The sequence below is a fragment of the Rhizobium subbaraonis genome (genome assembly GCF_900220975.1).
Taxonomy (GTDB): Bacteria; Pseudomonadota; Alphaproteobacteria; order Rhizobiales; family Rhizobiaceae; genus Mycoplana; species Mycoplana subbaraonis.
On sequence record NZ_OBQD01000023.1, the window covers coordinates 65038 to 78538 of the forward strand.

Here is a 13501-nt window from a genome sequence, read left to right on the forward strand (position 1 = left end):
CATGGTCCCGGACGACTACAAGAAGTGGGTGGATGAGAACATTCGCCTGATCATCCTGAAGGATCTGGCCGACCCCCGTTCCGGCGGCTCGACCAATACCTTCCTGATCCAGAAGAGCCTGGAGCGCTTCTCCTACCGAAAGTCGCGCGACTACATCCGCAATCAGCTGCTGTGGATGGAAGAGAACGCCGGCGCGATCAAAACGCGCACGGAGGGCACCGAGACCAGCGCCGTTCTCACCCGCGCCGGCCGCGATCATGTCGAGGGCCGACATCACCTTGCCGGCATCCAGCCGCCCGGCGACGCGGAGTAGACCATGGCTCCGCACACTCGTCCGCGCCTGTCTTCGATCGACCTTCTGCCCGAAGAATGCGAAGGCGTTGTCGCTTGGGCGTCGCAGGAGCTGGCAGAGCGCAAGCGCAGCCAGACAGACATCTATGCCGAGTTCCGCGACAAGCTCATTGCCCTGCAGGGCGAGCTTGGTCTCGATTTCGACATCCCGCATTTCTCGTCGTTCAATCGGCACAACATCCGCCTCGGCAAGCTGACGCAAAAGCTGCAACGCAGCCAGATGATTGCTGACGCCATCGTTGACAGGACGAACGGCGCCGACGCGGACAAGCTCACCCAGGCGTCCACGCGCATGCTCAAGACGCTCGTGCTCCAGGCAATGGAAGCGGCGTCCGATCGCACCGTGACCTTCGAGGAAGCCCGTGACGCGGCCGCTTCCCTGCTTCGCATTGCCCAGGCCGAAAACGCCTCGACCGGCCGGCGTCAGAAGCTTCAGGCCGAAGAGAAGGCCCGGAAGGCCGAAGAGGAAATGAAACAGAAGGCCGAGGCCGCGCTCGACATGCTGGAGAACGAGCCCGGCGTGTCGAAGGCTGCGATCAAGCGCGCCAAGGAAAAGTTCCTCGGCGTCCGGCCACCGAAGAAGAAGGCCGAGGACCAGGATGGTTGATCTCCCCAAAGGCGAGTGGCGCGACCCGCCCGTGATGGCCCGAGACCCGGAAGAAATCCCCGGCGCGCTGCCCCGCGGCGGCGACGTTCCCGACGACTTCGATCCCCTGGCCGAAGGCGTCCTGATGGCCCACCAGGCCGAATGGATCGGCGACGACAGCACCTTGAAGATCTGCGCCAAGGGCCGACGCACGGGCATCACGTTCGCCGAGGCGCTGGATTGCACGTTGATCGCCGCCGCGAAGCGCTCGGCCGGCGGCCAGAACGTCTTCTACATCCCCGACAGCAAGCCGAAGGGCCGCGAGTTCATCGGCTATGCGGCTCATTTCGCAAAGACCGTCGCCGGCGAGCTGCTCACGATCGAGGACGGTATCTTCTTCGACCAGAAGGAAGACGGCTCCACGAAGGCGATATCGAGCTACATCATCAAGTTCGCCTCAGGCTTCCGCATCGAGGCGCTGTCCTCCCGCCCGGAAAACATCCGCGGTCTTCAGGGCACGGTCGTTATCGACGAGGCGGCGTTCCACCGGGACGTCCGCGACGTCATCGACGCTGTCGGCGCTTTGCTGATCTGGGGCGGCAAGATCAGGATCATCTCGTCGCACAACGGCATCACCAACCCGTTCAACGAGCTGATCAAGGAAGCCGAGGCGAAGAAGAACGGTTTCAAGGTCCACACCTTCAGCTTCGGCGATGCCGTGCAGAACGGTCTTTACAAGCGCGTCTGCCTGATCAAAGGCGATGAGTGGTCGCAGGAAAAGCAGGAAGCCTGGGAAGCGGAGATCCGCTCGGCCTATGGCACGCGTACCGCCAAGATGCGCCAGGAGCTCGACGCGATCCCGGCCGAGGCCGAGGGTTCGGCCCTCTCTCGAGTCCTCATTGAAAGCTGCATGAGCCGCGACCTGCCGCCGGTCATCCGGTGGGATCGGCCCGACGACTTCAAGAACCTTGACGACTACGAGCGCGAGCGGCAGACCCTAGAATTCTGCGAGACGGTCTTGAGGCCTCGTCTCGAACGTCTCGACATCAGCCTTCAGCACTGCATCGGCGGTGACTTTGCCCGATCGGGCGACAAGACGGCGTTTGTCGTTCCTGAGATCGGCCTGGACCTGGTGCGCCGGGCCGTCCTCATCGTCGAGCTGAAGAACGTGCCCTTCGACCAGCAGCGCGATATCCTCTTCTATATCGGCGATCGCCTGCCGCGCCGTGTGGCCGGTGCCTTCGACGCACGCGGCAACGGCCAGTATTTGGCGGAAAAGGCGCGCCAGCGCTGGGGCGAGAGCATGCAGGAAGTCATGCTGTCGGCGTCCTGGTACGCCGCGCACATGGTGCCCTACATCGAAGCGTTCAGCGACAAGAGTGTACTCTATCCCTTCGACGCCGACGTGCTCGCCGACCACCAGGCGCTCGCCTATGTGAATGGCATCGTCAAGGTGCCCGACGACTATTCCGCCAAGGGCGCCGATGGTTACAACCGCCATGGCGACACCGCACCGGCCGGCGCGCTTGCCTACTATGCGAGCAAGCTCGATTTCACTGAGTACGGTTATCGGCCGGTTCGGCCCACGGCCAGCAGGTTCGACGCTGCCAACTCCCAACATGATGACGATGCGCCCGCCCGTCTGGGTTCAATGCGCCGTTCGCGAGGCATTTTCTGATGGCCCAGATTCTCGACCAGTGGGGCAATCCCGTCAGCACCGCCAAACTGAAACAGGAACAGGCCGCGCCGACGCTGACCAGCGTGCGCCGGCCGAACATGGACCATCAGGCTTCAGGCCTCACGCCGCAGAAGCTTGCCCGGCTTTTGCGCTCCAGCCTGCAGGGCGATCCGGAAGGATACCTCGAACTTGCCGAGGACATGGAAGAGCGCGACCTTCACTATGCCGGCGTGCTTGGCGCTCGCAAGCTTCAGGTGGCCGGACTGGAGATCACCGTGGAAGCGGCGAGCGACGCCGCCGCCGATATCGACAATGCCGACATGGTCCGTGCGTTCCTGCAGCGAGATGCCTTCGAAAGCGAGATGGTCGATATTCTCGATGCGATCGGCAAAGGCTTCTCATGCACCGAAATCATCTGGGATTCCTCGGAAGGCCAGCACGAGCCGCGGGAACTGAAGTGGCGCGATCCCCGGTGGTTCACCTTCGACGATCTCACCGGCGAAATCCCGCTCCTGCGGGAGGCCGGCGAGCATCAGCCGCTCGTACCGTTCAAATGGATTTTCCATCAGGCCAAGGTGAAGTCGGGGCTGCCCATCCGCGGCGGCATCGCCCGCGCCGTCTGCTGGACGTTCCTGTTCAAGTCGTTCACGGCGAAGGACTGGGCCATCTTCTGTGAAGCCTACGGCCAGCCGTTGCGGCTCGGCAAGTATGGACCAGGTGCCACCGAAGGCGACAAGGAAATCCTTGCCCAGGCCGTCGCCAACATCGGCGCGGATTACTCGGCGATCGTGCCCTTGAACATGGCGGTGGAGTTCATCAAGGCCGATCTCGCCGGGTCACATGACCTTTATGAAAAGCGTTCCGACTGGCTCGATCGGCAAGTGTCGAAAGTCGTGCTCGGCCAGACGGGCACCACGGATGCGATCGCCGGCGGCTATGCGGTCGGCAAGGTCCACAACAGCACGAAGGACGATATCGAGCGCTCTGACGCCAAGCAGCTCGGCGCGACGCTCGCCCGCGATCTTGCCCGCCCCTACATCGACCTGAACAGGGGACCGCAGAAGGCCTATCCGAGGATCCGCATCGGGCGTCCGGAGACCGTCGACACGGACAAGTGGATGAGCAACGTGAAGACCTTCGTCAGCATGGGCGGCAAGGTCGGCATGTCCGTCGTTCGCGACAGGCTCAGTATTCCCGATCCCGACGAGGACGAGGAGCTGCTTGGTGCGCCGGCGAAGCCAGCGCAAGACAAGGATCAGCCGCCGGTCGATCCGAAGGACAAGACGGCACTCCAGCTTGCGGGCACCTCGACCGGCCGCGACGCCATCGATCAAGCAACCGCGGCCGCGCTCGATGACGACGCCTGGGAGCCGCTTGTCGCTCCTATGATCGAAGGGCTCGAAGAAAAGATCGCTGCCGCCGGCTCCGTCGAGGAAGCCCGCCGGGTTCTTGCCGATCACTTCCGTGCCATGGATGCCGACGCCCTGGCCGAGCAGCTGGCGCGGCTTGCGTTCAATGCGCGGCTGGCCGGTGAATATGGCGAAGACCTGTCCTGATGGCGGTCGAACTGAAACCGCTACCGCCGGCCGACGCGATTGCGGCTTATGAAGCCCGCCGCGGTACGCTGACTGAAACCTTCTCCTGGCAAGATCTGTTCGAGCAGGAGCATGCGACCCAGGTCACGGTCGCGAAGTCTGCCGGCTTCGACATCCTCAAGGATATCGATGCGGCAATGATGCGCGCCCTGGCCGAAGGCCGGACGCTTGAACAGTTCTCACGGCAGCTGGTGCCGGTCCTTCAGGAAAAGGGCTGGTGGGGCCGAAAGCTGGTCATGGACCCGCAGACCGGCGAGATGGTCATGGCCACGCTCGGCACGCCGAGGCGGCTTCAAATCATCTTCGACACCAATATGAGGGTGTCTTACGCGGCCGGTCATTGGGCGGGTTTCGAGCGCAACAAGGCCTCACGGCCGTTCCTCCGTTATGTCTGCATTCTCGACGATCGCACCCGGCCGGCGCACCGGGCCAGACACAATCTCGTGCTGCCCGTCGATCATCCCTATTGGGACAAATGGGCGCCGCCCTGCGGATGGAACTGCCGCTGCACCCTGCAGAGCCTGTCGCGCTACGAGGTCGACCAGCTGATCGCAGAGGGCGAAGACCTGAAGTTCGATCCTCCCGAGGATACCTATCGCGACTACCTGAACAAGCGCACCGGCGAAGTGGTCCGCGTTCCTGACGGCATTGATCCGGGCTGGGCCTACAATCCCGGCAAAGCTGGATGGAAAGCGCTCCAGGCGGGCAAGAAGCTGATCGAGGCACCCGCGGATCTCGGAGCGGCGGCAGGCTCTCTCCCGACGTTTCTGCGCCGCCCGACCGCGCGGGAGTTTCCCGACTGGTTTGACCAGGCAGCCGCCGGCGGCGCGATCGATCCGGCGATGGTCGTCGCCGGCGTCATCGATCCGCAAACGCTTCAGGCGCTCCGAGCGCGCGGCATCGATCCCGTCAGTGCCGCCATCACCATCACACAAAAGCAGGTCCGGCATATGGTTCGCGCCGCCAAGCAGGCGCGCAACCAGGCAGTCTCCTCCGAGATCCTGAAATCCATGCCCGACATGCTGGCATCGCCGCGGGCGATCCTGCTCGATCTGCGGAGCGGCGAGTTGCTGTACGTCTTCGATGCGCCGGGATCGCTGCGCCAGGGCAAGCTTGTCGTCCGCCTGAACTACGCAGAGAAGGCAAAAGCTCCGGGAGGAAGGCAGGCGGTCGTCTCAAACTCGATCCGCACGGCCGGGCTCGTGGAACTGCGCGTCTTGACGGACGTGAACACTTACGTTGTTCTTTCAGGGGAGCTTATGTGATCGCCAAGGAGGTACGCCACATCCTCGTTGGACAGCCGGTAAACCGGGCGCCCGACCGGTGCGAATTTCCCGGACACCATGGCGATCACAACCCAATATACGCCGGCGCCACCCGAACCGCAATAATCGGCCACACAGCGCGTTTGTCGCTTCCGCTGCCCCGTTGGCCGTTTTTACCCGTCATGCGCGTCTATGGGCTTTGAAGCGGCTTCAAAATTGATGCCGTTCCCCATTGTGACGTGGCAGGTCGCACTGTAATCATTTCCCTACGCCGGACAGCAATTCAGGCGACTGCCAGTCCGATTTCAGATCAGTGATTGGCCCCGGCCCGCATCGTTAGATAGCGGGCATGACAAACCGCTCTTTCATCTCGCTTCATTCCGCTTCCGACGCCGCTTCGAGCGTCGCGCTCTGCTCCGCTGTCGCGCTGCCCGACGACGCCGCCGACGCGCCGGAATGGATCCACCTCGTCCCAACCGGCCAGCTGCTGTCCACCTTCGATGGGCGCGGCCCGTACCGGGTGGCCGATGCCGCAGCGCTGGCCCGGATCAGCCTGCAGGCGGCGGACGGCGCGCGCCTGGTCCTCGACGAAAACCACTCCACCGACCTTGCAGCCCCGAAAGGCGAGCCGGCGCCGGCGCGCGGGTGGATCACTGATCTTCAAGCCCGCGACGATGGCATCTGGGGCAAGGTCGAATGGACGAAAGCCGGCGCCGCCCTCATGGCCGACCGCGCCTACCGGCACATCTCGCCGGTCATCAGCCACCGCGCGGACGGTCTCGTGACCGCCATCCTTCGCGCTTCCCTCGTCAACAAACCGAACCTGCGCGGGCTGACCGCGCTTCACCAGGAGCAACCCATGGAATTCCTGAAAAAGCTCGCCGCCTCCCTCGGCTTGCCCGAAACCGCCAGCGAGGCCGACGTGCTTGCCGCCGTTGGTCGCCGCGACCAGACCGCCTTGCAATCCGCCCTGGACCCGATCGCCGCAGCCGCCGGCGTCGCCGCAGGCAGCGATGCCGCCGCAGTTCTTGCCGGCGTCCAACGTCTGAAGACTTCGACCAGTGACGGCGCGGTGATCACCGCCCTCCAGTCGGAGCTCGCCGACCTCGGCACCAAGTTCGCCGCACTCCGGACTTCTACGGCAACCGAAAAGGCAACCGCCTTCGTTGATGGCGAGATCAAGAAGGGCCGCGTCGGCGTCAAGCCTCTGCGCGACCACTACATCGCCATGCATGCGCAGGATCCCGCCCGCGTCGAAAAGGAAATCGGCGCCCTGCCGGTCATCGGCTCGGCGTCGGCCGCGACCGCCGCAGCCCCCACCCTCGACAAGGACGGAAACGTCACGCTCGACGACGGGCAGCGCCACATTGCCCAGCTGATGGGCGTCGACCCCAAGGCCTACGCCGAGACGCTGAAGGCCGAACGCGAAACCGCGCTCTGAGTTCTCTTTCGCGCTTTCCCGACTTCCCTCTTTTCCTACAGGAGACCCGGCGCCATGACCGCGCTTACCCAGGACAGGAACACGCCGCGCCTTGAAGGCGGTGTCTATGAAGCCGGCGTCGCCGCCGCAACGAAGCTCTTCGGCGGCTCGCTCGGCTGCTTCAACGCTGCCGGCTATCTCGTGCCCGGATCGACTTCGACGACGCTGAAGGCAGCCGGCCGCATCGAAAAGCAGGTGGACAACAGCGGCGGCGCCGCCGGCGCGAAGTCCGCCAAGTATCGGCCGGGCATCTACCGCTTTGCCAATTCGGCCTCGGCCGACCTCATCACGATCGCTGATGTCGCAAACGATTGCTACATCGTCGATGACCAGACCGTGGCCAAGACCCATGCCACCAACACCCGCTCGATCGCCGGCAAGATTGTCATGGTCGACAGCCTGGGCGTCTGGGTGAAGGTCGGCATCGACTAGCCGCCAACCGTCCCGTCACTCCTCCTCGAAACCGCCTCGAAGGTCTTTCACATGATCATCAATAGTCAGAACCTTGCCGGCCTGCGCGTCGGCTTCAAGACGAACTTCCAGCAGGGCCTGTCCGAAGCTCCCTCGCTCTATGCCCGCATCGCCACCGTCGTTCCCTCCGCCACGAAGGAGAACAAATACGGCTGGCTCGGCAAGATCCCCGGCATGCGCGAGTGGATCGGTCCCCGGCAAGTCCAGAACATCTCCGAGTTCGACTACTCACTGCCGAACAAGAGCTACGAGCAGACGATAGGCGTCGACCGCGACGACATCGAGGACGATAACCTCGGCATCTATTCGCCGCTCTTCAAGGAAATGGGCGCCGCCGTCGCGGCACATCCCGACACGCTGATCTGGCCGCTCCTGAAAAACGGCTTCACCACGCCCTGCTATGACGGCCAGTACTTCTTCGACACCGATCACCCGGTCGAAAACGAAGATGGCACCGTCACCGCCGTCAGCAACTCCGGCGGCGGCAACGGCACGCCCTGGTTCCTGCTCTGCACCAACCGCGCGCTGAAGCCGCTGATCTTCCAGGAGCGCAAGAAGCCGCAGTTCGTCGCCCGCGACAATCCGGACGACAGCAACGTCTTCACCAACAAGGAATTCCAGTACGGCACCGACAGCCGTTGCGCGGTCGGCTTCGGCTTTTGGCAGTTCGCTTACGGGTCCAAGCAGGAACTGACCGCGGCGAACTATGAGGCCGCCCGCGTCGCGATCATGTCGTTCAAGGGCGACAGGGGGCGCCCGCTTGGCCTCGTGCCGAACCTTCTTGTCGTCCCGCCCGCGCTTGGCGGCGCTGCCCGCAAGATCGTCCAGAGCGTGCTGGTTAACGGCGGCGAATCCAACCCGTGGGCGAACACGGCCGAGATCCTTGAGGTTCCGTGGCTGGCCTGACCTCTCCAGCCGCGAACTAGCCTGCCCGGTCAACCGGGCGGGTCCTTTCCACAGCCAGCAGGAGTGAACATGTCCAATCGATTTATTGCCGTCGTCGGCAGCTGCCTGTCCTTCATCGTCGCCTACATCGTCGGCCCTGTGGCCGTAGCGCTGGCGGCGCCCGTGATGAGCTTCATCCGTGCCGCACCTCTCGCTGCCGCTTTCCATTTCCTCGCGCCGGCCAAGCTGGTCGCGTTCCGGATCATCGGCGCGCTGAAGCCGGTCTATCGCGACAGCTACCGCACCCACGGCCTCAGTCTCGAAAGCCGATCGCTCTTCGCCTGAGCGAACGCGCCGAGATTTCCTCCCGGCTTCTGCCGGGCGGATTTTCCGCAGGGGATCGACAGCGATCCTCTTCGCAAACTCCGAAGGGAAGAGAACATGAGCAAGCGCAAGACGAATACTCCGGCCGCGGATGACGCTGCAAAGGGCGTCGGAACCGGCAGCCAGCCTTCCGTGGTATCCGTCAATGAGACGGAAGGCGGCCCGTCCGGCACCAACGGGCCGGACGGGACCAATCCCCCCGAGAGCGACCTGAACGGCGAGGCCGGCAATTCGGCCGGCCTCGCAGATCGCGGGCAGCAGTCCGGCGGCGAGGACGCATCGTCCTTCGTTGTTTTCGAAGCGTCTGATGTTGGGGGCGTGACGGCGGAGAAGATCAAGGCCGACGCGATCACGGCCGTTGCGCGGGGATTGCAAACCTATTCCGAGGCCTCCCAGGGCGATGCGGCGGAAGGGACCGGCGCGAATGCCGGTCCCGTCTTCACGCTTGACGACGTCCTGGTCGCAGCGGCGGCCGACAACGTGGCGCAGCTGTTGCACTTTGCTGATATCGGGCAGCGCCTTCTCGCGGTCTTGGCGAGCCAGGGCTCTTCTATGTCGGCGGATGACTACATCGCTCGGTTGCGCCTAGCCGAGGACGCGTCCACGGAAAAGGTCAACTCTGTTGCGATCCGAGTGACCGGCCCCCGCGATGGCTTCCGTCGCGCTGGTATCGCGCTTTCGAAAGCGGGCCAGACCTTTGAGCCTGGCCAACTGACGCTCAAACAGATCGCCGCGCTGATCGATGATCCTGGCATCACCGTCGAGTACCTCTGATGGGCTACGCCACGAAACAGGGGCTTATTGACCGGTTCGGCGAGACGGAACTCGTCCAGCTCACCGACAAGGTCAACCGCCCCGCCTCCACGATCGACGACATACCCGTCACGCGCGCGCTCAGTGATGCAGATGCGCTGATCGACGGGTACGTCGGCAAGGTCTATCGCCTGCCGCTCTCGGCGCAGCCGCCGATGCTGACAAAGATCGCCTGCGACGTCGCGCGCTACTACCTGCACGGCAAGGCGGCCGAAAAGGATGGCCCGGTCGAGCGCGCCTATGCCGAGGCAGTTGCGTGGCTGAAGGACGTCTCGAAAGGCCTCATCGCTCTTGATGCCGAAGGCGTGGCGCCCGCCCAGGCCGGTGGCGGTTCGGTCAAGGCGTCCGCTCCCAACCGTGTCTTCACCCGCGACAGCCTGAGGAGCCTGTAATGACCGGCTCCAAGATCACCCTTCAGGATACCGCCTCGGCAGTCATCGGCCGCCTGGTCGCGGCTGCCCGCCACCCCGGCGAGCTTATGGCAACGTTTGCCGCCCTCATGCTGTCTTCGACCCAGCGCCGCTTCCAGCGGCAGCAGGACCCGGAGGGCATCGCATGGAAGCCGCTGTCGCCGCGCACGGCGAAGCGCCGCGTCGGCCGGCGCGTTCGCGGGACGGCCAATATCCTGCGCGTTTCAACCCGGCTCTATCAGAGCCTTACGACGCAATCGGACGAAACCAGCGCCGAGGTGGGGACGAACCTCGTCTATGCCGGCCCGCATCAGTTCGGCGGCGAAATCCAGCAGTGGGCGCGCAGCCAGCGCATGTCGTTGAAGCGCATCCGCGGCCGCTACCGCTTCACCCGCCACGGCACGAAGGGCGCGGAAGAACGCAAGGTCACGATCGGCGAGCACGTCGTGGCCATTCCCGCGCGCCCGTACCTCGGTTTCAGCGACCAGGACGAGCGCGCAATGATCAAGGCCGGCCAAGACTGGCTGGCAAGCGAGGCCGCCCAATGATCCAGAGCATTATCGACCGCCTGATGGAGACGGGCACTCCGTTTGCGATTTCCGGCGGCGCGGCCCAGCTGGCCGACGTGAAAGACCGCCCGACGAATACGCCGGCCGTCTTCGTCTTCATCTCCGATGAGCGCTCCACAGCCAGCGAGCGCATCGGCAGCGTGCTTCAGCGCACCCAGGCGACGATCGGCGTCGTCATCGTCACCGAAAACCTCTCAGCGCTGAACAACGCCGCCGCCGTCGACGATATCGACAGCCTCAAGGCCTATTGCCGGCGCAAGCTGATCGGCTTCACCCCAACCAACGCCGAACATGCCGAACCCATGGAGCACCTGGCCGGCGAACTTCAACAGGCGCTCGGCGGCACGGTCTGGTTCGAGGACGCCTACACCACAGCCTACTACCTCATGGAGGCATGACATGCAGGGCGGATCGTACATCAAGACGGAAAAGGGGCTGGAGCGCATCCAGTTCACAGAGGAACCGAAGGCGGAGACTTCCGCGTCGGCCGGGGTCTCCTCGTCCCCAGCGGTGGAGGCGGATGAACGCCCCGCCTCCACCAACCATGCCGGTGCACTCGGCAAGAAGTCCACGAAGGGAGCCTGAGCATGCCGCGTTTCTTCCGCAACCGCGCAATCACCGTCAAAACGGAAACCGTCTATGGCACGGACGCCGCGCCGACCGGTGCTGCCAACGCCATGCAGATGACAAATGTCGTCTTCAACCCGTCCGTTGGCGAGGAAGTCAACCGCGACCTGGTCGTGCCCTACATGGGCCACCAGGGCGTCGTTCTGGTCGGCACATACGCAACCCTTGCCGGTGAAGTGGAGATCGCGGGCTCCGGTACGGCCGGCGATGCTCCCAACTATGGCCCGCTTTTGCGCTGCTGCGGCCTTGCCGAGGTGGTCACCGCCGGCACTGACGTGGTGTACACCCCGGTTTCCAGCGGCCAGGAATCGGTATCGGTACATTTCAATGCCGATGGCGTGCGCCACGTTCTGCTTGGTGCGCGCGGCACCATGTCGATGAACCTGACGCCGAAGCAGATCCCGCGCTTCGCCTTCACCCTGACCGGCCTGCTCGGCACCATCTCCGACACGGCGCTGCCGACCATCGACCTCTCCGGCTTCATCAAGCCGGTTGTCGTCAGCAAGGCAAATACGACGTTCTCGCTCCACGGCCTTGCCGGCGCCTGCGAAGGCGTCACCATGGACCTTGGCAACCAGATCGAGCCACGGTTCCTGATCGGGCATGAAAGCATCCAGCAGGTCGATCGCCAGATGACCGGCAGCGCCATCATGGAGGCGGTCGCGCTCTCGGCCAAGAACTGGTTCGAGATCGCCCACACCCACGCCACCGGCGCATTGGCGGCCGTCCACGGGACTGCGCCTGGCAATATCGTCGAGTTTGCCGCGCCTGCTGTCCAGATCGGTCGGCCGACGATGGGCGAGACCCAGCGCATCCTGAACAACACCCTGCCGCTGATGTTCACCACGAGCGCCGGCAACGACGAATTCACCATCACCGTGAAGTGACGGCGGCCGGCTTTTGGCCGGCCCTCGAAGACGTTTCAAACGAGGAAAACGATGTTCAAACTGGTCAAGACGATGACGGCCTGGTGGCCGGTTAAAGTGTACGAACCCGACCCGGAAAAGCCCGGCAAGTTCGCAGAGCACACCTTCGAGATCGAATTCGAGATCCTTGATCGCGCCCAGGCCGAAGAACTCGCCCGCGAGCGCGATGCCATCCTCGACGTGGTCAAGGACAGCACGGGCGGCGAGAATTTGCGCGAGCTCGAGCGCCGCCTCGAGGAGCACAACACCAAGAGCTTCCAGCGCAGCATCCGAAACTGGCGCGGCGTTCTGGACGACGACGGCAACGTCCTGCCCTTCACGAACGAAAGCCTTCTTCTCGCGCTGAAGCGCAATTCCGTCCGCGAGGCGATCAACGCCGCCTACGCCGAAGCCATCGACAGTGGAAAGGCACGGTTGGGAAACTGACAGAGGCGGCGGCGACTTGGGCTCGCCGCCGCACCGACCGGCCCGACCGAACGAAGCCAGCCCCCGTTGACGATGACCTTTTGCAGCAGTTCCGGGAACTGAACGTCAACGTCTCCCCTGTCGAACCCGACGCCGAGGAAGTCTTCGAAATCATGGAATGCAACTGGCCCTCCTTCTCTGCCTTCCTAGCCTGCGCATCGCAGTGGCGCGTCGTGCCGGCCGTCAGCGGCAGCATGGCCGGCATTGCCACGACGCTTGTCTTCCTCGGCCTCGACCACACGGCGGTGGACGTCACGTTGCGCCGGCTCGACGCGCCGGCACACGTCTTCGAAGACATCCTCGCCATGGCAGATGCGGCGTTGCCGGTCCTCAATGAGGTGGACGCATGACCTCGCCGCTGCGGATCTCTGCCAGAGTCGAAATCGATGCCTCCCAGGCCGTGCAGGGCGGCACGCGCGCGTCCGAGGCCGTCGAGGGCATCGGCAATGCGGCCGCCACGGCCGAAAGCAAACTCCAGCGCCTGATCAACGCATCGGTGGGCCTCCACACCGGCCCGGCGAACAACAACGCCCGCGCCTGGACCGGCATTCTCGCATCGGAAGGCATGGCGCTCGACAACCTGCGGGCCAAGTACAATCCGACTTACGCGGCGATCCGGAACTATAAGCAGGCAATCACCGAGATCCGGACGGCCTATGCCCAGGCGGCGATCTCGGCCGACGAGATGACCGCGGCGATGAGCCGTCAGCGTCAGATGGCTCTCAGCACCATCGCCGCCGTGAAAGGCCGCGACGGTCTGCCCGGCATGTTTGGCGGCTCGTCTCGCAATGATCAGTTCCGCCGGCAGAACCTGTCCTATCAACTGTTCGATATCGGCCAGACCGCTGCCATGGGCATGAACCCGGCGATGATCTTCGCCCAGCAGGGTCCGCAGATCCTGCAGCTGTATGCCGGCCAGGGCGGCGTGAACGCGGCCCTGAAGGATCTCGGCACGATTGCCGGCGGCGCGGCCCGCCTGATCACGCCCTTGACCGT

At 64.2% G+C, this 13501-nt stretch carries 17 protein-coding genes and 1 pseudogene; all 18 read left to right on the plus strand.

Features of this window, described 5'->3' with window-relative positions; all coding sequences use genetic code 11:
• Position 1 precedes the first annotated feature (1 nt).
• Positions 2-313: a VpaChn25_0724 family phage protein gene (locus CRO48_RS26275; RefSeq protein ID WP_097142733.1), complete on the plus strand. Its 312-nt coding sequence runs from the start codon at positions 2-4 to the stop codon at positions 311-313.
• A gap of 3 nt (positions 314-316) precedes the next feature.
• On the plus strand, positions 317-958 hold the full coding sequence (locus tag CRO48_RS26280) for a phage protein Gp27 family protein (RefSeq protein ID WP_097142734.1): 642 nt from the start codon (positions 317-319) through the stop codon (positions 956-958).
• The gene (locus CRO48_RS26285) at positions 951-2615 is read left to right on the plus strand and encodes a hypothetical protein (RefSeq protein WP_245423676.1); all 1665 of its coding nucleotides are present in this window, start codon (positions 951-953) and stop codon (positions 2613-2615) included. Before CRO48_RS26280 ends, CRO48_RS26285 begins: the two co-directional genes overlap by 8 nt.
• Positions 2615-4171 (plus strand): DUF935 domain-containing protein, encoded by a 1557-nt coding sequence (locus CRO48_RS26290; protein WP_097142735.1) that lies wholly within the window; start codon positions 2615-2617, stop codon positions 4169-4171. The genes CRO48_RS26285 and CRO48_RS26290 overlap by 1 nt, the downstream gene beginning before the upstream one ends.
• Complete coding sequence (locus CRO48_RS26295; RefSeq protein ID WP_097142736.1) at positions 4171-5475, plus strand: phage head morphogenesis protein; 1305 nt, start codon at positions 4171-4173, stop codon at positions 5473-5475. The genes CRO48_RS26290 and CRO48_RS26295 overlap by 1 nt, the downstream gene beginning before the upstream one ends.
• A gap of 349 nt (positions 5476-5824) precedes the next feature.
• Complete coding sequence (locus CRO48_RS26300) at positions 5825-6916, plus strand: phage protease (protein WP_097142737.1); 1092 nt, start codon at positions 5825-5827, stop codon at positions 6914-6916.
• A gap of 54 nt (positions 6917-6970) precedes the next feature.
• Entirely contained in the window at positions 6971-7387 is a 417-nt protein-coding gene (locus CRO48_RS26305) for a hypothetical protein (protein WP_097142738.1), read from the plus strand.
• A 51-nt stretch (positions 7388-7438) separates the two neighbouring features.
• On the plus strand, positions 7439-8332 hold the full coding sequence (locus tag CRO48_RS26310) for a Mu-like prophage major head subunit gpT family protein (protein ID WP_097142739.1): 894 nt from the start codon (positions 7439-7441) through the stop codon (positions 8330-8332).
• Between the two features lie 69 nt (positions 8333-8401).
• Positions 8402-8656: a hypothetical protein gene (locus tag CRO48_RS26315; protein ID WP_097142740.1), complete on the plus strand. Its 255-nt coding sequence runs from the start codon at positions 8402-8404 to the stop codon at positions 8654-8656.
• 96 nt (positions 8657-8752) lie between these two features.
• Positions 8753-9469 carry an HI1506-related protein gene (locus CRO48_RS26320; RefSeq protein WP_097142741.1) on the plus strand — a complete coding sequence of 239 codons (717 nt, stop codon included), beginning with the start codon at positions 8753-8755 and terminating at the stop codon, positions 9467-9469.
• Positions 9469-9900, plus strand: a complete 432-nt coding sequence (locus CRO48_RS26325; RefSeq protein ID WP_097142742.1) for a gp436 family protein — start codon at positions 9469-9471, stop codon at positions 9898-9900. Before CRO48_RS26320 ends, CRO48_RS26325 begins: the two co-directional genes overlap by 1 nt.
• Positions 9900-10466: a phage virion morphogenesis protein gene (locus CRO48_RS26330; protein ID WP_097142743.1), complete on the plus strand. Its 567-nt coding sequence runs from the start codon at positions 9900-9902 to the stop codon at positions 10464-10466. Before CRO48_RS26325 ends, CRO48_RS26330 begins: the two co-directional genes overlap by 1 nt.
• Positions 10463-10885, plus strand: coding sequence for a phage tail terminator protein (locus CRO48_RS26335; protein WP_097142744.1), 423 nt, complete (start codon positions 10463-10465; stop codon positions 10883-10885). The genes CRO48_RS26330 and CRO48_RS26335 overlap by 4 nt, the downstream gene beginning before the upstream one ends.
• A gap of 1 nt (position 10886) precedes the next feature.
• Positions 10887-11072 carry a hypothetical protein gene (locus CRO48_RS26340; protein WP_097142745.1) on the plus strand — a complete coding sequence of 62 codons (186 nt, stop codon included), beginning with the start codon at positions 10887-10889 and terminating at the stop codon, positions 11070-11072.
• A gap of 2 nt (positions 11073-11074) precedes the next feature.
• Positions 11075-12001, plus strand: coding sequence for a phage tail tube protein (locus CRO48_RS26345; protein ID WP_097142746.1), 927 nt, complete (start codon positions 11075-11077; stop codon positions 11999-12001).
• Positions 12002-12052: 51 nt separating this feature from the next.
• Positions 12053-12466 (plus strand): hypothetical protein, encoded by a 414-nt coding sequence (locus CRO48_RS26350; protein ID WP_097142747.1) that lies wholly within the window; start codon positions 12053-12055, stop codon positions 12464-12466.
• A 152-nt stretch (positions 12467-12618) separates the two neighbouring features.
• A pseudogene (locus CRO48_RS33560) lies at positions 12619-12771 on the plus strand (hypothetical protein); the annotation flags it as partial.
• An 80-nt stretch (positions 12772-12851) separates the two neighbouring features.
• Positions 12852-13501: phage tail length tape measure family protein (locus CRO48_RS26360; RefSeq protein ID WP_176526907.1), on the plus strand; the 650-nt coding region annotated here is incomplete at its 3' end.